Below are 18,991 nucleotides of genomic sequence, written 5' to 3' on the forward strand. Positions count from 1 at the left end.
GTCGGCAGGTCAGACATCGCCCGGGCGGGCGAGCGCTGGTCGTGCGCCTCGCTTTGCTGCAAGGTCGCGGTCAGCTTGATGACAGGTTAGGCGCTCGGTCCGCCGCCGCCTATTGTGGATATCGCGTAAGGGATGCGCGCAGGCCCCACGCCTTCGCAATCTGCGCGTAGGAGTCGAGTCGGGCCTGGTGGTCGAAGATCTGCCCGGCGAGAATCAGTTCGTTGGCGCTGGTGCGTTCGACCAGGCGTGCGAGCGTATCGCGTACGCTGGCGGGGGAGCCGACTGCGGTGCACGCCAGGGACTGGTCGGCAAAGGCAAGTTCGGCGGTCGACCACTCGCGTTCGTTGAAGGCGTCCGGGGGCGGCAAGGGGCCGCGCAGGCCGCGCGCCATGGCGGCGAAGCGCAGCCGCAGCGAACGTAGCAGATGCTGCGCCTGCTCGTCGGTGTCGGCGGCGATGGCATTGGCAGCGACGATGACGTAGGGCGCTGCGAGCGCCTCCGAGGGCTGGAAGCGGTTGCGATAGAGCTCGACCGCTTCCATGAGCATGCGCGGGGCAAAGTGCGACGCGAAGCCGAAAGGCAGGCCGAAGTGGGCGGCGAGCTCTGCGCTGTAGAGGCTGGAGCCGAGCAGCCAGATCGGGACGTCGAGGCCAACCCCCGGTACGGCCATCACGGCTTGACCCGGGCGTGGTGGCTGGAAATAGCTGCGTAACTCGAGCACGTCCTGCGGGAAGCTGTTGTCGCTGTCCATGAGGTTGCGGCGCAGCGCGTGCGCGGTGATCTGGTCGGTGCCGGGCGCACGCCCGAGGCCGAGGTCGATGCGGCCGGGGAACAGGGACTCGAGCGTGCCGAACTGCTCTGCGATGACGAGCGGCGCATGGTTCGGCAGCATGATGCCACCGGCGCCGACGCGGATGCGGGTGGTCGCTGCGGCGACGTGACCGATGACCACCGCAGTTGCGGCGCTCGCGACGCCAGTCATGTTGTGGTGTTCGGCCAGCCAGTAGCGGGTGTAGCCGCAGCTGTCGGCGAGCTGCGCCAGTTCGCGGGTGTTGCGCAGCGCATCGGTCGCGCTGCTGCCGAGCGGGATGGGGGCGAGGTCCAGGATCGACAGCGGAACCGGTGGGGCGCTCGGGTACATGGCGGCTTGCTAGAATCGCGGCCTTCCATTACGCCACAGGCCCGACATGATTACCAGTAAGCCCGATATCGTGATCCTGACTGAAGACCGCTACGCGGTGATTGACGATGCGGATTGGTATCAGGGCCAGATCGCGCGTGAGGAAGCCCTGCTCGAGGCTGCCCTGCGCAGGCAGGGTCTGGGCGTGGTGCGGCGCTCGTGGTCGGATCCCGGCATGGACTGGTCGGCGTGTCGGGCGGCGGTGTTCCGCTCGACCTGGGACTATTTCGACCGCTTCGACGCCTTCATGCCCTGGCTGGAGCAGGTGTCGGCCCGGACCCGCTTGATCAACGATGCCGAACTGATCCGCTGGAACGTCGACAAGCGCTACCTGGGCGATCTTGCAGGCCGTGGGATCGATATCGTGCCGACCCGATTCGTGATGCGTGGCGAGGACCTCAGCCTCGCCGAGGTGATGGCGGAGCAGGGTTGGGAGCAAGCCGTGTTCAAGCCGGTGGTGTCGGGCGCGGCACGGCTCACCCATCGCGTCGATCGTAGCGAGGCCGGTGCTCATGAGGGCCTCTTCGCGCGCTGCGTCGCCAACGAGGCGATGATGGTGCAGCGCTTCGAGGACGGCATCCTCGCCGATGGCGAAGTCTCGGTAGTGGTCATCGGCGGCGGCGTCACCCATGCAGTGCGCAAGACTGCACGCGCGGGCGACTTCCGCGTGCAGGACGATCATGGTGGGAGCGTGCATGCACATGAGCCAAGTGCGAGCGAGCGTGCCTTCGCGGAGGCCGTGGTCGCCGCCTGTCCTCAGTTGCCGGCCTACGCACGTGTCGATTTCGTGCGCAGCATCGATGGCGGGTTCCGGTTGATGGAAGTCGAGTTGGTTGAGCCGGAGCTGTTCTTCCGCTTCCACCCGCCCGCAGCCGAGCGCCTGGCGGCGCTGATCGGTGAAATTCTGATTTGAATCAAGAAGATTGCTGCGGTGCACTAACACGAATCCCGGTAACGAATGCGTGCTTAGCGGTTAGAATGCGCGCCTTTCAAGCTTCCAGAGGTTTCACCATGATCCGCCGCACGCTGATGTTCGCCGCCCTGGCGCTCGCCACCCAGGCCGCGGTTGCCAAGGACTGGGACACCATCCGCTTCGCCACCGAGGGTGCTTACCCCCCGTTCAACACGGTCGACACCGCGGGCGCGGTACAGGGCTTCGATGTCGACATCGCCAACGCCTTGTGCGAGGAGCTGAAGGCCAGGTGCACCTGGGTCAAGCAGGAGTGGGACGGCATGATCCCGGCGCTGCTCAGCCGCAAGTTCGACGCCATCTCCGCTTCGATGTCGATCACCGAGGAGCGCAAGAAGCGGGTCGACTTCACCGACAAGTACTACGCCACGCCGCTTGGGCTGGTGGCGCGCAAGGACAGTGGGCTGCTGCCGACTCTGGAGTCGCTCAAGGGCAAGCGGATCGGTGTGCAGCGTGGCACGGTGGCGGACAACTTTGCCTCGCGCTTCTGGGCCAGCCAAGGCGTCACCGTGGTGCGCTACGCGCGTCAGGAAGAGGCCTATCTCGATCTCGCTGCGGGCCGCATCGATGCCAGCTGGGTCGATGCACTGATGGCCGACGGAGGCTTCCTTCAGCAGCCTGCGGGGGCGGACTATGCCTTCGGCGGCGGCCTGTACCACGGCAGCAATGAGGCCGAGAAGGGGGTCATCGGCGAGGGTGTTGGCATTGCCCTGCGCAAGCAGGATGCGGCGCTCAAGGACAAGCTCAACCAGGCCCTGGCGGCGATCCGCGCCAACGGCAAGTACGACGAGATCCGCAAGAAGTACTTCGAGTACGACATCTACGGCGATTGACCCAAATACACGGCGACTGTGCGGGCGCTTGCCCGCCGCCCCGCCAGCGGCCGTCTCGGGCCGGGGCTGACAGTCTGACATGGGTGGTCGCAGGGCCACCTTCACTTTCTGGCCGCAGGGCGGCGTCCGTGAGGGCGCTGCGGCGGCACAACCGATGCTTCACGGATACCTTCCTTCCCTGCTGGACGGCGCTTGGGTGACGCTGCGCGTGGCAGTGTTCTCGCTGCTGCTGGCGCTCGCGCTGGGCCTGCTCGGTGCCTCTTCACGGCTGTCGCCGCATGCGCTGCTGCGGCTGCCGGCGACCGTCTATACCACTGTCGTGCGCGGCATTCCCGACCTGGTGATGATGCTGTTGATCTTCTACGGCGGCCAGGTGGCGATCAACGCGATGACCGACGCGCTCGGCCTGGGCTATGTCGACATCAACCCCTTCGTGGCTGGCGTGGTGACGCTGGGCTTCATCTTCGGTGCCTACTTCACCGAGACCTTCCGTGGCGCCTTCATGGCGGTGCCTGCCGGCCAGCTCGAGGCCGGGCGCGCCTACGGCATGAGCCGCTGGCAGATCTTCCACCGCATCCTGTTCCCGCAGATGCTTCGCCATGCGCTGCCGGGGCTGGGCAACAACTGGCAGGTGATGCAGAAGAGCACGGCGCTGGTGTCGATCATCGGCCTGTCCGACATCACCTGGCTGGCCGACCAGGCTGGGCGCACCACCCATGAGCCCTTCCTGTTCTATATGGTGGTGTGCCTGTTCTACCTTGCGATGACGGCGCTCTCCGGGCTGTTGTTCGGCTGGCTTGAGCGGCGCTATTCGGTCGGTGTGCGGAGGGCTGCGGCATGATCGAATGGAGCCTGTTCGTCGACAGCTGGCCCTCGTACGCGGCAGGGCTGTGGGTGACGCTGCAGCTGACCGTGCTGTCGCTGGGCGCAGGCCTGGTGCTGGCGATCCCGCTGGCGGTGGGGCGGGTGTCGCCGCGGCGCTGGGTGGCCCTGCCGGTGTGGGCCTACACTTGCTTCTTCCGTGGCACGCCGATGCTGGTGCAGCTGCTGCTGATGTACTACGGCATGGGCCAGTTCGAGTGGGTGCAGGCGCAGTGGGCGGACGGTAGCCGCTTCTGGCTCATCTTCCGCGAACCCTACGGCTGCGCGCTGGTGACCTTTGCGCTCAACACAGCGGCCTACACCACCGAGATCCTCGCCGGCGCGCTGCGTGCGACGCCGCATGGGGAGATCGAGGCGGCGCGCGCCTGCGGCATGTCGCGCCCGACCATGCTGCGCCGCATCCTGCTGCCGGGGGCCCTGCGGCGCGCGTTGCCGGCCTACAGCAACGAGGTGATCTTCATGCTGCACGGCACGGCGATCGCCTCCACGGTGACGCTGGTCGACCTGACCGGTGCGGCACGCAACGCCTATTCCCAATTCTTCGCACCCTTCGAAGCCTTCGTCTTCGCGGGCCTGATCTACCTGTGCATCACCTTTGCGCTGGTCGGCCTGTTTCGTGTCGCCGAGCGGCGCTGGCTTGCGCACCTGCAGCCGCGCAAAGCGTTGCGCAAGGCGGCCTGAAGGGCCATGAGGGCAAACGGAACTTCATCCATGACACAACTGAGCGTCGAAGACCTTCACAAGCGCTATGGCGACCACGAGGTGCTCAAGGGCGTCTCGCTGGCGGCCGAATCCGGCGACGTGATCAGCATCATCGGCTCGTCCGGTTCGGGCAAGAGTACCTTCCTGCGCTGCATCAACTTCCTCGAGCAGCCCGACGCCGGTCGCATCAGCGTGGCGGGCGAGGAGATCCGCCTGGTACCTGGCAAGGACGGCCATCTGCGCGTGGCCGATGCCCGCCAGTTGCAGCGCTTGCGCACGCGCCTGGCGATGGTCTTCCAGCATTTCAACCTGTGGGCGCACATGACCGTGCTCGAGAACGTGGTCGAGGCTCCCATCCATGTGCTGGGGGTGTCGAGGAAGGAGGCCCACGAGCGCGCCATGGCCTACCTCGACAAGGTGGGAATCAGCCGCTTCAAGGACAGCTATCCGGCGCACCTTTCGGGCGGTCAGCAGCAGCGCGTGGCGATTGCCCGTGCGCTGGCGATGGAGCCGGCGGTGCTTTTGTTCGACGAGCCGACTTCGGCGCTCGACCCCGAGCTGGTGGGCGAGGTGCTGAAGGTGATGCGCGGCCTCGCCGAAGAGGGGCGCACCATGGTCGTGGTGACGCACGAGATGGGCTTCGCGCGCGAGGTGTCGAACAAGGTGATGTTCCTGCACCAGGGCTTGGCCGAGGAGAGCGGCGCGCCCGCCGATGTCTTCGGCCAGCCCCGCAGCGAGCGTCTGCGCCAGTTCCTGTCGGGCAACCTCAAGTAGGCAGGCGACGCAGGTAGAGTGCAACGGCACCGGTCGCCAGCACACAGGCGCCCAGCAGCAGTGCGAGGCCGGGCCAGTGACCGGCGCCCCAGGCCGTGCCGGCGACGGTGCCGATGACGCTGGCGCCGAGGTAGTAGCTCGACAGGTAGAGTGCTGAACCGAGCGCCCGCCGCTCGCCTGCACGCTTGCCCACCCAGCCGCTGGCGAGCGCGTGGGCGGCGAAGAATCCGAAGGTGAATACGCCCACGCCGGCGATGATCAGTGCCAGTGGTCGGGCGAGCGTCAACGCCAGGCCCAGGCCCATCACCACCACCATGATCCACAACACCTTGTGCCGGCCGTGACGGTCCGCCAGGCGGGCGCTCAACGTCGACGCCCAGGTGCCGACCAGATAAAGCAGGAAGATCGCGCCGATGGCGGTCTGGCCCAGCAGGTAGGGCGCTTCGAGCAGCCGGAAGCCGAGGAAGTTGTAGAGCCCGACGAAGGCGCCCATGGCCAGGAAGGCCACCAGGAAAAGCGCCGGCAGGCCCGGGTCGCGATAGATGGCGAGCGTGTCGCGCAGGATGCGTGCAGGTGTTGCTGCGCGTGGCTGGAAGTGGTGCGAGGTCGGCAGGCGACGCCAGAACAGGACCGCAGAGGCGAGGCCAAGCACGCCGATAACGGCCAGCGCAATCCGCCAGGAGCTCCAGTCGGTGATCAGCGCTGCAATGAAGCGTCCGCTCATGCCGCCCAGCGCATTGCCGGCGATGTAAAGGCCCATCGCCCGCGCCTGCGCGTTGGGGGCGATCTCTTCACCGATGTAGGCCATGGCTGCTGCCGGCAAGCCAGCGATGACAGCGCCGAGCAGGGCGCGCAGCACCAGTAGCGAGCCGAAGTCGGGGGCGATCGCCGTCGCGCAGGCCAGGGCCGCCGCGATTCCGAGCGCGACCATCATGACCTGGCGGCGGCCGATGCGGTCGGCGAGCACGCTGCCCGGGATCAGCATCAGGGCCAGCCCGGCCGCAGCGGCAGACACCGTGAGACTGGCGCTGGCTGCACCGATGCCGAATTCGTCCGCCAGCAGGGGGAGCAAGGGCTGGGGGCCGTACACCATGGCGAAGGTGGCAAAGCCGCCGACGAACATGGCCAAGTTGGCGCGCCGATAGCCTGGCGTGCCGGCTTCAAGGGGCGCGGGCAATGTGGATGCCGGGATGGCGGCGCCGGCGGTCGGAGCGGGCAATGGCATGGCGCTTGGAGGTGGCATGTGCAGGCAGGCGGGGAGGGTGGTGAACTGCCTGATGATCTTAGGTTGCCGTCGGACTCTTGGTCCAATATATTTGAAAGGCTTCATTCATATATGGATCAGATCAATGGAGCTGAGGCACCTGCGCTACTTCCTTGCCGTGGCGGATGAACTCAACTTCACCCGCGCCGCGGCACGCCTGCATATCGGCCAACCGCCGTTGTCGATGCAGATCCGCGATCTCGAGGACGAGTTGGGCGTGCGCTTGTTCGAGCGCAATGCTCGCCGCGTGGCGTTGACGCCGGCTGGCAAGTGCCTGCAGGAGCACGCACAGCGGATCATGGCGAGTGTGCAGGAGGCGGTGGCGCAGACCCAGCGCGTGGCGCGTGGTGAGGCCGGTGAGCTGCGGGTGGGGTTTACTTCGTCGCTGCCCTTCACCGATCTGCTGCCCGATGCGCTGCATGCCTACCGCAAGCGCTATCCCGCGGTACGGCTTCAGCTACGCGAGATGTTCACGCCCGACCAGTTTGGTGCGCTCGGCCGTGACGAGCTCGACGTCGGTTTCGTACGCCTGCAGGGGACTCGTGCGCCGGAGGGGGTCCGGATACGGGAGATCGCGCGCAATCCGCTGCGCGTGGTGGTCAATGTTGCGCACAGGCTCGCCAGCGCCGGCTCGGTGTCATTTGCAGACCTGCACGACGAGGACTTCATCGCCTTCCCGGCCGACGTTGGTACCGATCTGCCCGCCGTGTTGCGTGGCCTGTGCCGCCAGGCCGGCTTCGAGCCGCGCATCGTGCAGGTCGCACGCGAGGCGACGACGCAGATCGGCCTGGTCGCTGCCGGGTTGGGTATTGCCGTTCTGCCTGCGCCGCTCGAAACGGTGCGCATGCCACGTGTACGCTACCTCGCGCTGACCGATCCGGAGGCGGAGTTCAGGCTTGCCGTGGCCACGGCCGAGTCGGCGCAGGGGGCTTTGCTGGCGGGCTTTCTTGCGGTCGTGGATGAGCTTTCGGGCGCAGATGGTCAGGCACCGAAGAAGCGCTGACGGATCTCATGCGGCAACTCCACGCCAGTATGGCGGGCACGCTGCAGCAGCTCCCAGTAGTAGCGGTAGGAGGCGCGGTCGTGCAGGCGGCCCTTGTGCTGGATCGGACCCCACGCGGTGTCCTGTGCGGAGACGAGAATCTCGACCGCCTCCTCGACCTCGGTGAAGTCGGGTTGCATCGCGGCGACGATCGGCAGGATCTGGTTGGGATGGATGCTCCACATGCGCAGGTAGCCAAATTCGCGGCGGGCGCGGTCGGCGTCGTGGCGTATCACCGCCACGTCCCGCAACTCGGTGGTGACGTTGTGCGAGGGTACGACGCCGTTGGCCAGGGCTGCAGCGGCGATGTCGGCCTTGGCACGCACGATGAGCGGGTGCTCGAACTGGCCCGGACTTTTCATCGCACTGCCGGGGATGGCGCCGTGGTGGCCCGAGACGAAGTCCATGAGGCCGAAGTCGAGTGACTCGACGCCTTCGAGTGCGGCGATCTCCCAGGCCTCGCGCAAGGCGCCGTGGGTTTCGATGAGCACGTGCACCGGCAGCGCACGCGCCAGGCTGCAGGCCGCTTCGACGCGGCGCAGTTCGTTGATCTGTGTGGCGGCGTCGGCCACGGAGCGTACCTTTGGGAGGGTGACGAAAGCGAGGCGGTGCCCGGCGCCACCGACCAGGATCTCGAGGTCGCGCTGCCAGTGCGGATGGGTGATGTCATGGATGCGCGCGCCGACCCGGCCGTAGTGGTTCTCGGCGCCATTGACCATCTCCACGACCATGTGGGCGTGTTCGGCTTCGGCGCCGGCGGCGGCGCCGTCCTCGCAGTCGCAGGTGATGTCGAACACCGGGCCGAGTTCCTGTTGTAGCTTCAAGGCCTTGAGCATCAGCTTCTCGGCGCCGGCGTAGTGGTCGACGGCGGGAAGGGCAGGGAAGGGCTTTTCACCGGCAAACAGAACTTGGGCGGGGTGAAGCGACATGTCGGGCTCCTCGGGTGGGTGTGGCTCGTCCGCCACGGTGCGATGCAGCGCACGGCAGGCCCTCATGGGGCCCGGAGAAAAAGAAAAGGCCACGGATTTTACCCCGTGGCCTGTCGCAAGGGCGGCACGCGGCCGCCCGCGCGCAGCTTACTTCAGCATGTCGGCAACGGCCGCGCGCTCGTCCTCGAGTTCCTTGAGGGTGATGGCGATCTTGCCTTGGGAGTACTCGTCGATTTCCAGGCCCTGGATGATCTTGAACTGGCCATCCTTGCACTCGCAGGGGAAGCCGAACACGACGCCTTCGGGAATGCCGTAGGAGCCGTCCGAGGGCACGCCCATGGTGACCCAGTCGCTGGAGCCCAGCACCCAGTCGCGCACGTGGTCGATGGCGGCGTTCGCGGCCGAAGCAGCCGACGACAGGCCACGGGCCTCGATGATGGCAGCGCCGCGCTTGCCGACGGTGGGCAGGAACACGTCGTTGTTCCAGGCGTGGTCATTGATCAGCGCCTTGACGCTGTCACCGTTCGACTCGCAGAAGCGGTAGTCGGCGTACATGGAGGGCGAGTGGTTGCCCCACACCACCATCTTCTTGAGCGACGACACTTCACGGCCGGACTTGGCGGCGAGCTGCGACAGCGCGCGGTTGTGGTCCAGGCGCAGCATGCCGTGGTAGTTGTTCGGGTTGGTGCGGCCGACCTTGATGGCGGCGGCGCGAGCGATGTAGGCGTTGGTGTTGCAGGGGTTGCCCACGACCAGCACGCGAACGTCTTCCTTGGCGTTTTCAGCGATGGCCTTGCCCTGGACGGTAAAGATGGCACCGTTGGCGGTCAGCAGGTCGGCGCGCTCCATGCCAGGGCCACGCGGACGGGCGCCGACGAGCAGGCAGACGTCAGCATCCTTGAAGGCGACGTTCGGGTCGTCGGTGGCGATCATGCCGGCCAGCAGCGGGAAGGCGCAGTCTTCCAGCTCCATCATGACGCCCTTGACTGCCTTCTGTGCCTGGGGCAGGTCGAGCAGTTGCAGGATGACGGGCTGGTCCTTGCCCAGCATCTCGCCGCTGGCGATGCGGAACAGCAGGCTGTAGCCGATCTGGCCGGCGGCGCCGGTGACAGCGACGCGCATGGGGGCTTTGCTCATGTGGATACTCCCTCAAGTAAGACGGTCTAGGTTGTCCTGGATTGCTGCCCGGCGCCTGCAGTGCGCATGCTGACCGCAAGCGTCCGCACCCCGAATGACAGGGGTCGAAACGAGCGCGGGGATACTAATGCGAACGGACTGTGCTGTCAAATGTCGTTTTATATCTTATATAAGACATAAGACATGCTATGGACTGCATTTTAATTTTGTGATCAAATGCGCGCATGTCACATGAGGCGCCCACCTTCAGTCCGCTTTACCGTCAGATCAAGGCCCTGATTCTACAGGCTCTTGAGGCGGGCGAGTGGCGTCCTGGCCAGGCCATTCCAAGCGAGCAGGAGCTTGCCGCCCGGTTCAGTGTGTCGCAGGGTACCGTGCGCAAGGCGATCGATGAGATGGCGGCGGACAACCTGCTGGTGCGCAAACAGGGCAAGGGTACCTATGTCGCATCGCACAACGACCCGCGCGCGCTGTTCAGGTTCTTGCGCCTCGTGCCGAATGACGGCGATCTCTCTCCGCCGCAGAGTGTGCCGCTTGATTGCTGGCGCGCGAAGGCAGGGCAGGAGGCCTCGCGCATGCTCGGCATCGAGCCCGGTGCGCCGATCATCATCGTGCGCCGTTTGCTCAAGTTCGCGACCCGGCCTGTCGTCATCGACGAAATCTATCTCCCCGGCGAGGTTTTTCAGGGGCTGACGGCCGAGGTGCTGCAGGGATGGAACAGTTCGCTGTACAGCCTGTTCGAGACGCGTTTCGGTTTGCGCATGATTCGCGCCCAGGAGCGTATTCGTGCCGTTGCGGCTGACCGCGGGGCGAGCGAGGCGCTCAAGGTGGCCGAAGGGACGCCGCTGCTTTCGGTAGAGCGTGTCACCTACACCTATGGCGACAAGCCGGTCGAATGGCGGCGTGGTTTGTATTCGACGGCCGACCATTATTATCTGAATGAACTGAATTGAACGCGCCGGACATGAAATGTCGGCGTCGGGCAGGGCTATAATTATGTGTTTTTTCGGAGTCAGCGACGGCCGTCGTCGCACATGCAGAGGGGAGTCTTCATGTCAGAAGTGACAGTGCGCAAACCGAGGCCGAAGCATCTGGCCTTGAATCAGATCCGGCTGCCATTGCCGGGAATCGTCTCGATCCTTCACCGGGTCAGTGGTGCAGGCTTGTTCCTGCTGTTGCCCTTCCTGCTTTATCTGCTCGATCGCAGCCTGGGTTCCGCGCAGACCTTCGAGACCTTTAGTGCTGTGGTTGGCAATCCGCTCGTCAAGTTGCTGCTGCTCGGTCTGCTGTGGGCCTATCTGCATCACTTCTGCGCCGGCATCCGCTTCCTGCTGCTCGACATGCACAAGGGAACCGAGCTTGCCGCGGCGCGCAAGTCCTCGCAGATCGTTCTTGCAGTCAGCATTGCGCTGACCCTCATCATCGGGGTGAAACTATGGTGAAACGTCAACCCGTCGGCGCGCACTACGGTCTGAAGGACTGGATCGCGCAGCGCGCAACTGCCGTGTTCATGGCGATCTACACGGTCATCTTCGCCGTCTGTGCGCTGGCCCTTCCCGAGCTCAGCTATGAGGCGTGGTCGGGCCTGTTCTCGAACGGTCTGTTCAAGTTCCTCAGTTTCCTGTTCTTCCTGTCGCTCTTCTATCACGCCTGGATCGGCGTGCGTGACATCTGGATGGACTACGTCAAGCCGACCGGTGTGCGCCTGGCGCTGCATCTCGTCACCCTCTTCCTGCTCGTCGGCTACGCCGGCTGGGCTGCCCAGATCCTGTGGAGGCTCTAAGCGTGAACGTCGCTAAGCGTACCTTTGATGCAGTCATCGTCGGCGCGGGTGGCGCCGGCCTGCGTGCGGCCCTGCAGTTGTCCGAAGCCGGCCTCAAGACCGCCGTGTTGACCAAGGTTTTCCCGACTCGCTCGCACACCGTGGCGGCGCAGGGTGGAGTGGCAGCCTCGCTCGGCAACTCCACCGAGGACAACTGGCACTGGCACATGTACGACACCGTGAAGGGGTCGGACTGGCTGGGTGACCAGGATGCCATCGAGTTCATGTGCAAGAAGGCCAACGAGGTCGTCATCGAACTCGAGCACTACGGCATGCCCTTCGATCGTACCGACAACGGCAAGATCTACCAGCGTCCGTTCGGTGGCCACTCGATGAACTACGGTCAGGCACCCGTGATGCGCTCCTGTGCAGCGGCCGACCGTACCGGCCACGCCATGCTGCATGCGCTCTATCAGCGCAACGTGCGTGCCAACACCCAGTTCTTCGTCGAGTGGATGGCGCTCGACCTGATTCGCGATGCTGACGGCGACGTGCTCGGTGTCACCGCAATGGAGATGGAAACTGGCGAGGTCTCGATCTTCCACGCCAAGGCCACCGTGTTCGCCACGGGCGGTGCCGGCCGTATCTACTACTCCTCCACCAATGCCTTCATCAACACCGGTGACGGCGTGGGCATGGCGGCGCGCGCCGGTATCCCGCTCGAAGACATGGAGTTCTGGCAGTTCCACCCGACCGGCGTGGCCGGCGCGGGCGTGCTGATCACCGAGGGTGTGCGCGGCGAAGGTGGCATCCTGCGCAACGCCTCGGGCGAGCGCTTCATGGAGCGCTATGCGCCCAACCTGAAGGACCTTGCCTCCCGTGACGTGGTGTCACGCGCGATGACGACCGAGATCAACGAGGGCCGTGGTTGCGGCCCCGACAAGGATCACGTGCTCCTCGACATCACGCACCTGTCGCCCGATACCATCATGAAGCGCCTGCCTGGCATCCGCGAGATTGCGATCCAGTTCGCCGGCGTGGATCCGATCAAGGCGCCGATCCCGGTCGTGCCGACCTGCCACTACCAGATGGGCGGCATCCCGACCAACTACAAGGGTCAGGTCGTGGTGCCCAAGGACGGCAACCCGAACAGTCCGGTGGCCGGCTTCTACGCGGCAGGCGAGTGCGCCTGCGCCTCGGTGCACGGCGCCAACCGCCTCGGTACCAACTCGCTGCTCGACCTGCTCGTTTTCGGCAAGTCGGCGGGCGAGACCGTGGTCGAGGACTTCCAGTCGGGTCAGCTCAAGCTCAAGCCGCTGCCGGCCGACGCGGCCGACGTGTCGCTTGCACGACTGGCTCGACTCGACGGCCAGACCAAGGGCGAGAGCGTGTTCGACGTGGGCCTGGAAATGCGTCGCACCATGCAGAAGCATGCCGGTGTCTTCCGTTTCGACGCCTTGCTCAAGGAAGGTGTGCAGAAGATCGGCGAGGTTGCAGAACGTGCCAAGCGTACCGAGATCTCGGACAAGTCCAAGGTCTGGAACGTGGCGCGCATGGAGGCGCTAGAGCTCGACAACCTCATCGAGGTCGCCCGTGCCACCATGGTTTCGGCCGAGGCTCGCAAGGAGTCGCGCGGTGCCCACGTGCGCGATGACGCGCCCGATACACCGGAGAATCCGAACGGCCGTGACGATGCCAACTGGCTCAAGCACACCCTGTGGTACAGCGAAGGCAACCGTCTTGACTACAAGCCGGTCAACCTGAAGCCGCTGTCCGACGACGTCGAGCCGATCGCGCTCGCCAAGCGCACTTACTGAGCGCCCGGGAGAAATACTCATGACCAAGCGTACCGTTCATTTCAAGATCTACCGCTACGACCCGGACAAGGACGAGAAGCCTTACATGCAGGACATCTCGGTCGAGCTCGAGCCGTCCGACAAGAAGCTGCTGGATGCGCTCGTGCGCCTGCGGGCCAAGGACGATTCGATGTCCTTCCGCCGTTCCTGCCGTGAAGGTGTGTGCGGCTCGGACGCGATGAACATCAACGGCAAGAACGGTCTGGCTTGCCTGACCGACATCGACAGCCTGGAGCAGCCGGTCACGCTGCGCCCGCTGCCGGGGCTGCCGGTCATCCGCGACCTGATCGTGGACATGACGCAGTTCTTCAAGCAGTACCACTCGATCAAGCCCTACCTCGTCAACAACGATCCCGCACCCGAGCGCGAGCGCCTGCAGACGCCGGAGGACCGCGAGGAGCTCAACGGTCTGTACGAGTGCATCCTGTGCGCATGCTGCTCGACGTCCTGCCCGTCGTTCTGGTGGAATCCCGACAAGTTCGTCGGTCCGGCCGGCCTGCTTGCGGCCTACCGTTTCCTGGCCGACACCCGCGACCAGGATACCAATGCACGCCTCGACAACCTCGAGGATCCGTACCGCCTGTTCCGCTGCCACTCGATCATGAACTGCGTCGATGTCTGTCCGAAGGGTCTCAATCCGACCCGCGCGATTGGCAAGATCAAGGACATGATGGTCCGGCGTGCGGTATAAATACGGATTGACGCCATGAGCATCAACAGGGGGCGTGTGCGCTGGCAGTGTCGGCGGGCTCTTCTCGAACTCGACCTTGTGTTCACGCGCTTCCTGGAGCGGGATTTCGATCGTCTCACCGACGATCAGGTTGCGGATCTGGAGGAACTGCTGCGCTGTGACGACTACGACATCTGGGCGATGGTCAATGGCAGCAAGGCATGTGAAGTGGACCGCTGGAAGGAGATGATCGGCCTGCTGCGCCAGCGCTGAGGCGGCAGGTACGGTCACGATACGACAAGCAGTTAAACCGGCAAGTAGAAGGGACGATCTATGAGCACTGAACGCACTGCAACGCTAACCGTCGATGGCAAGACCGTCGAATTCCCGGTGATGACCGGCACCCATGGTCAGGATGTGATCGACATCCGCACCCTGGGCGGCAAGACCGGCCTGTTTACCTACGACTCGGGTTTTCTGTCGACTGCAAGCTGCAAGTCGAAGATCACCTTCATCGACGGCGACAAGGGTGAACTGCTGTATCGCGGCTACCCGATCGAGCAACTCGCCGAGAAGTGCAACTTCCTGGAAGTTGCCTACCTGCTCAAGAACGGCGAATTGCCGAACGCGCAGCAGCGCACGGAGTTCGAGGGTGTCATCAAGAACCACACCATGGTTCATGATCAGCTGACCCGCTTCTACAACGGTTTCCGCCGTGACGCGCATCCGATGGCGATCATGGTTGGTGTTGTCGGTGCACTGTCGGCCTTCTACCACGATGCGATGGACTTCTCCGACGAAGCGCATCGCAACGTGTCGATCAATCGTCTGATCGCCAAGCTGCCGACCATCGTGGCGATGGCCTACAAGTACAACACGGGCCAGCCGTTCATGTATCCGCGCAACGATCTTGGCTACACCGCCAACTTCATGCACATGATGTTCGGTACGCCGTGCGAGAAGTACGAGCCGAACCCGGTGCTGGTGCGCGCGCTCGACGTGATCTTCACGCTGCACGCCGACCACGAGCAGAACGCATCGACCTCGACGGTCCGCCTCGCCGGCTCGTCGGGCGCCAACCCGTTTGCCTGCATCTCGGCAGGTATCGCCTGCCTTTGGGGCCCGGCGCATGGCGGCGCGAACGAAGCCTGCCTGAACATGCTGGAAGAGATCGGCGACGTGTCGCGCGTCGGCGAGTACATCAAGCGCGCCAAGGACAAGAACGACAGCTTCAAGCTGATGGGTTTCGGCCACCGCGTGTACAAGAACTTCGATCCGCGTGCCAAGCTGATGGGCAAGGTGTGCGCCGACGTGCTTGGCGAGCTGGGTCTCGAGAACGATCGCCTGTTCAAGCTTGCGAAGGAACTCGAGCGCATTGCGCTGGAAGACGAGTACTTCGTGGAGAAGAAGCTCTACCCGAACGTCGACTTCTACTCGGGCATCGTGCAGAAGGCGCTGGGTATCCCGACCTCCATGTTCACCTGCATCTTCGCGCTGGCGCGTACGGTGGGCTGGATCACCCAGTGGGAAGAGATGATTACCGATCCCGAGTACAAGATCGGTCGTCCGCGTCAGCTCTACATCGGAGCTGCGCGTCGCGACGTTCCGTCGCTCGAACAGCGTCCGTAAGAGACGATGGAGAGAGGGAGGAGGCTTCGCCAACTCTGATGATTGCGGGGTGGCTGCGCGTGCGCGGTCATCCCGTTTTTCCTTCAGGGACGAAGGTGCAGCTTTCCAAGCATTGCAGCAAGAAGAAAGCACGACAACAGAACACGACAGGTGGCCTTCACCATGATGAAGCAACTCGAACAGACCTCGCATTTGTTCGGCTCGAACGCGCCGTTCATTGAAGAGCAATACGAAAACTACCTCGCCGATCCGGCTTCGGTTTCCGAAGAGTGGCGCGAATACTTTGACAAGCTGCAGAGCCAGGCCGGCGCTGCGCAGCGCGACGTGGCCCATGGGCCGGTGATCGCTGCGTTCGAGCAGATGGCCAAGCGTGGCCCGGTGCGTACCGTGGTCACCGGTGGCGGCGAGGACAAGCAGCAGGTTTCGGTCCTGCAGCTCATCAACGCCTACCGTTTCCTCGGCAACCGCTGGGCCAATCTCGATCCGCTCAAGCGCGTTGAACGGCCGCAGATTGCCGAGCTCGAGCCCTCCTACTACGGCTTCACAGAGGCCGACCTGTCGAAGAGTTTCAATGTCGGCTCCTTCCACGGGTTCTCGACCGAACACGCTAGCCTGCGCGAGATCCTCGAGGCGCTGCGTCAGACCTATTGCGGGTCTATCGGTGCCGAGTACATGTACATGACCGACATCGCGCAGAAGCGCTGGATCCAGAGTCGACTGGAGAGCGTGCGCGGGACGCCGAAGTTCTCGCTCGAGATGAAGAAGCGCATCCTCGAGCGCACCACGGCCGCCGAGACGCTCGAGCGCTACCTGCATACCAAGTATGTGGGTCAGAAGCGTTTCTCGCTCGAAGGTGGCGAGACCGCAATCGTGGCGATGGACGAGATCATTCGAGTGGCGGGCAGCCTGGGTGTGGCCGAGACGGTGATCGGCATGGCACACCGTGGCCGCCTCAACGTGCTCGTCAACACCCTGGGCAAGTCGCCGTCGATGCTGTTCTCGGAGTTCGAGGGCAAGGCGGCAGCCGACCTGACCGCGGGTGACGTCAAGTACCACATGGGCTTCTCGAGCGACGTCATGACCCCGGGCGGTCCGATGCACCTGACCCTGGCGTTCAACCCCTCGCACCTCGAGATCATCAATCCGGTGGTTGCGGGTTCGGTCTACGCGCGCCAGGTTCGCCGCGGCGATGCCGAAAAGCGCGAAGTGCTGCCGGTGCTGATCCACGGTGACGCCGCGGTCGCTGGGCAGGGCGTGAACCAGGAGATGCTGAACTTCTCCCAGACCCGCGGCTACGGCACGGGCGGGACGATGCACATCGTCGTCAACAACCAGATCGGTTTCACCACCTCCGATCCGCGCGACTACCGCTCCTCGCTGTACTGCACCGACATCTTCAAGATGGTCGAAGCACCGATCTTCCATGTGAACGGTGACGATCCCGAGGCGGTGGCCTTCGTGACTGCGCTGGCGATCGAGTTCCGCCAGGAGTTCAAGAAGGACGTCGTCGTCGACATCATCTGCTTCCGCAAGCTCGGCCACAACGAGCAGGACGAGCCGATGGTGACTCAGCCGCTGATGTACCGCAGCATCCAGAAGCACCCCGGCACCCGCAAGCTCTACGCCGACCGCCTGGTTGCCGAGGGCAGCATCTCCGCCGATGAGCCGGAGAGGATGATCGCCGAGTACCGCGAGCATCTCGACCGCGGCGAGCTGCTCTACAACCCGGTGCTGTCCGGGCACAATCGCCAGCATGCAGTGGACTGGACGCCCTACCTCAAGCAGCCCTACACCGACGCCGCCGAGACAGCGATCCCGACGCAGGAGGTCAAGCGCCTGGGTGAGCGCCTGAGCACGGTTCCCGAGGGCTTCGCGCTGCATTCCCGCGTCAAGAAGATCATCGATGATCGAGCCGCAATGGCCCGTGGCGAGCTGCCGCTCGACTGGGGCATGGGCGAGAACCTGGCCTATGCGAGCCTGTTGGCACAGGGCTACGGTGTGCGCATCTCGGGCGAAGACGTGAATCGCGGCACCTTCTTCCACCGCCACGCTGCACTCCACGACCAGAAGCGCGAGCGCTGGGACGAAGGGACCTACAAGCCGCTCGAGCACATCCAGGATGGCCAGGCGCGCTTCCAGTGTTTCGACTCGGTGCTGTCGGAAGAGGCGCTGCTCGCTTTCGAGTATGGCTATTCAACTGCAGAACCCAACGAGCTCGTGGTCTGGGAAGCCCAGTTCGGCGACTTCGTCAACGGCGCCCAGGTGGTGATCGATCAGTTCATCAGCTCCGGTGAGGCCAAATGGGGTCGCCTGTCGGGCCTGGTGATGATGCTGCCGCACGGCTACGAAGGCCAGGGGCCGGAGCACTCGTCGGCGCGTCCCGAGCGCTTCATGAACATGGCGGCTGAGAACAACTGGCAGATCTGCGTGCCGACCACGCCCGCCCAGATCTTCCACCTGCTGCGGCGGCAGATGGTGCGCCGCCTGCGCAAGCCGCTGATCATCATCACGCCGAAGTCGCTGCTGCGCCACAAGGAGGCGATCTCGTCGATCGAGGAACTGGCCAACGGCCGCTTCCAGACCGTGATCCCGGAGATCGAGCAGCTCGACCCGAAGAAGGTCAAGCGCGTGGTGCTGTGCCAGGGCAAGATCTACTACGAGCTGCTGGCGCATCGCCGTGAGAACAAGATCACCGACACGGCACTGGTGCGTGTTGAACAGCTCTATCCCTTCCCCGAAAGCGATTTCGCCAAGGCGATCGAGCAGTTCCCGAACGCCAAGGAAGTCGTCTGGTGCCAGGAAGAGCCGCGCAACCAGGGGGCGTGGTACTGGCTGGCCTCGCGTCAGCATCTGGTCAATGTGCTCGGTACCAAGCGCAAGCTGCTGCTCGTCAGCCGTCCGGCAGCGGCGTCGCCCGCGGTTGGTTACTATGCCAAGCACAACCAGCAGCAGAAGGCGGTGATCGAGCACGCATTCGGCCCGATCCAGGAAACCACACCGCAGTCCCCGCACTGATAGAACAACCAGGGAGATTAATCCATGCTGATCGAAGTCAAAGTACCGCAGCTGTCCGAGTCCGTTTCGGAGGCCACCCTCGTTTCCTGGCACAAGAAGGAAGGCGATGCCGTTTCGCGCGACGAGAACCTCATCGACATCGAGACCGACAAGGTCGTGCTCGAGACGCCGGCACCGGCCGATGGCGTGCTCGTCAAGCTCATCAAGCAAAACGGCGACACCGTGACCTCGGGCGAGCTGATCGCCCAGATCGACACCGAAGCCAAGGCTGCGGGCGCCGCTGCGCCGGTTGCCGCGCCGGTGCAGGCGGTGACGCCGCCGCCGGCCGCTCCCGCCGCCTCGGCCG

The 18,991-nt window shown here is 64.5% G+C and carries 19 protein-coding genes; 15 read left to right on the top strand and 4 right to left on the bottom strand.

Going from position 1 to position 18,991, the window contains the following annotated elements:
* Positions 1-109: 109 nt before the first annotated feature.
* Positions 110-1,141, bottom strand: a complete 1,032-nt coding sequence (locus B447_RS15345; protein ID WP_002942359.1) for an LLM class flavin-dependent oxidoreductase — start codon at positions 1,139-1,141, stop codon at positions 110-112.
* Between the two features lie 46 nt (positions 1,142-1,187).
* Here B447_RS15345 and B447_RS15350 point away from each other — a divergent pair, with 46 nt between their 5' ends.
* From B447_RS15350 to B447_RS15370, 5 genes are all read left to right on the top strand, one after another.
* The gene (locus B447_RS15350) at positions 1,188-2,093 is read left to right on the top strand and encodes an ATP-grasp domain-containing protein (RefSeq protein WP_002942361.1); all 906 of its coding nucleotides are present in this window, start codon (positions 1,188-1,190) and stop codon (positions 2,091-2,093) included.
* A gap of 98 nt (positions 2,094-2,191) precedes the next feature.
* A complete protein-coding gene (locus B447_RS15355) occupies positions 2,192-2,983 on the top strand; it encodes an ABC transporter substrate-binding protein (RefSeq protein ID WP_002942365.1) in 792 nt (263 codons plus the stop codon).
* Positions 2,984-3,137: 154 nt separating this feature from the next.
* Positions 3,138-3,824, top strand: coding sequence for an ABC transporter permease (locus B447_RS15360; protein WP_002942367.1), 687 nt, complete (start codon positions 3,138-3,140; stop codon positions 3,822-3,824).
* On the top strand, positions 3,821-4,546 hold the full coding sequence (locus B447_RS15365) for an ABC transporter permease (RefSeq protein ID WP_002942368.1): 726 nt from the start codon (positions 3,821-3,823) through the stop codon (positions 4,544-4,546). The genes B447_RS15360 and B447_RS15365 overlap by 4 nt, the downstream gene beginning before the upstream one ends.
* Before the next feature lie 30 nt (positions 4,547-4,576).
* On the top strand, positions 4,577-5,341 hold the full coding sequence (locus tag B447_RS15370; protein WP_002942371.1) for an ABC transporter ATP-binding protein: 765 nt from the start codon (positions 4,577-4,579) through the stop codon (positions 5,339-5,341).
* Here the strand turns inward: B447_RS15370 and B447_RS15375 are convergent.
* The gene (locus B447_RS15375; protein ID WP_002942374.1) at positions 5,334-6,464 is read right to left on the bottom strand and encodes an MFS transporter; all 1,131 of its coding nucleotides are present in this window, start codon (positions 6,462-6,464) and stop codon (positions 5,334-5,336) included. The two genes, B447_RS15370 and B447_RS15375, sit on opposite strands and share 8 nt — an antisense overlap.
* A 226-nt stretch (positions 6,465-6,690) precedes the next feature.
* Between B447_RS15375 and B447_RS15380 the strand changes: the two genes are divergently transcribed.
* Positions 6,691-7,608 (top strand): LysR substrate-binding domain-containing protein, encoded by a 918-nt coding sequence (locus B447_RS15380; RefSeq protein ID WP_002942381.1) that lies wholly within the window; start codon positions 6,691-6,693, stop codon positions 7,606-7,608.
* Here the strand turns inward: B447_RS15380 and B447_RS15385 are convergent.
* Positions 7,587-8,576 carry an HpcH/HpaI aldolase/citrate lyase family protein gene (locus tag B447_RS15385; protein ID WP_002942383.1) on the bottom strand — a complete coding sequence of 330 codons (990 nt, stop codon included), beginning with the start codon at positions 8,574-8,576 and terminating at the stop codon, positions 7,587-7,589. The two genes, B447_RS15380 and B447_RS15385, sit on opposite strands and share 22 nt — an antisense overlap.
* A gap of 147 nt (positions 8,577-8,723) precedes the next feature.
* A complete protein-coding gene (locus B447_RS15390) occupies positions 8,724-9,713 on the bottom strand; it encodes a malate dehydrogenase (RefSeq protein ID WP_002924935.1) in 990 nt (329 codons plus the stop codon).
* 224 nt (positions 9,714-9,937) lie between these two features.
* Between B447_RS15390 and B447_RS15395 the strand changes: the two genes are divergently transcribed.
* The 9 genes from B447_RS15395 to B447_RS15435 form a co-directional block, all read left to right on the top strand.
* On the top strand, positions 9,938-10,666 hold the full coding sequence (locus B447_RS15395) for a GntR family transcriptional regulator (protein ID WP_002924937.1): 729 nt from the start codon (positions 9,938-9,940) through the stop codon (positions 10,664-10,666).
* Between the two features lie 99 nt (positions 10,667-10,765).
* Positions 10,766-11,155 carry a succinate dehydrogenase, cytochrome b556 subunit gene (sdhC, locus tag B447_RS15400; RefSeq protein ID WP_002924940.1) on the top strand — a complete coding sequence of 130 codons (390 nt, stop codon included), beginning with the start codon at positions 10,766-10,768 and terminating at the stop codon, positions 11,153-11,155.
* Positions 11,149-11,496 carry a succinate dehydrogenase, hydrophobic membrane anchor protein gene (gene sdhD, locus B447_RS15405; protein WP_002924942.1) on the top strand — a complete coding sequence of 116 codons (348 nt, stop codon included), beginning with the start codon at positions 11,149-11,151 and terminating at the stop codon, positions 11,494-11,496. Before sdhC ends, sdhD begins: the two co-directional genes overlap by 7 nt.
* Positions 11,497-11,498: 2 nt before the next feature.
* Complete coding sequence (gene sdhA / locus B447_RS15410; RefSeq protein WP_002942396.1) at positions 11,499-13,292, top strand: succinate dehydrogenase flavoprotein subunit; 1,794 nt, start codon at positions 11,499-11,501, stop codon at positions 13,290-13,292.
* Between the two features lie 19 nt (positions 13,293-13,311).
* Complete coding sequence (locus B447_RS15415) at positions 13,312-14,022, top strand: succinate dehydrogenase iron-sulfur subunit (protein ID WP_002924946.1); 711 nt, start codon at positions 13,312-13,314, stop codon at positions 14,020-14,022.
* A gap of 15 nt (positions 14,023-14,037) precedes the next feature.
* Complete coding sequence (locus B447_RS15420) at positions 14,038-14,274, top strand: FAD assembly factor SdhE (RefSeq protein ID WP_002924948.1); 237 nt, start codon at positions 14,038-14,040, stop codon at positions 14,272-14,274.
* A 60-nt stretch (positions 14,275-14,334) separates the two neighbouring features.
* The gene (gene gltA, locus B447_RS15425; RefSeq protein ID WP_002924950.1) at positions 14,335-15,630 is read left to right on the top strand and encodes a citrate synthase; all 1,296 of its coding nucleotides are present in this window, start codon (positions 14,335-14,337) and stop codon (positions 15,628-15,630) included.
* Between the two features lie 162 nt (positions 15,631-15,792).
* Positions 15,793-18,645: a 2-oxoglutarate dehydrogenase E1 component gene (locus B447_RS15430; RefSeq protein WP_037982947.1), complete on the top strand. Its 2,853-nt coding sequence runs from the start codon at positions 15,793-15,795 to the stop codon at positions 18,643-18,645.
* Between the two features lie 24 nt (positions 18,646-18,669).
* Positions 18,670-18,991, top strand: a 322-nt coding sequence (locus tag B447_RS15435) for a biotin/lipoyl-containing protein (RefSeq protein WP_002942399.1), incomplete at its 3' end; no start/stop codon positions are given.

The organism is Thauera sp. 27 (genome assembly GCF_000310125.2).
Taxonomy (GTDB): domain Bacteria; phylum Pseudomonadota; class Gammaproteobacteria; order Burkholderiales; family Rhodocyclaceae; genus Thauera; species Thauera mechernichensis.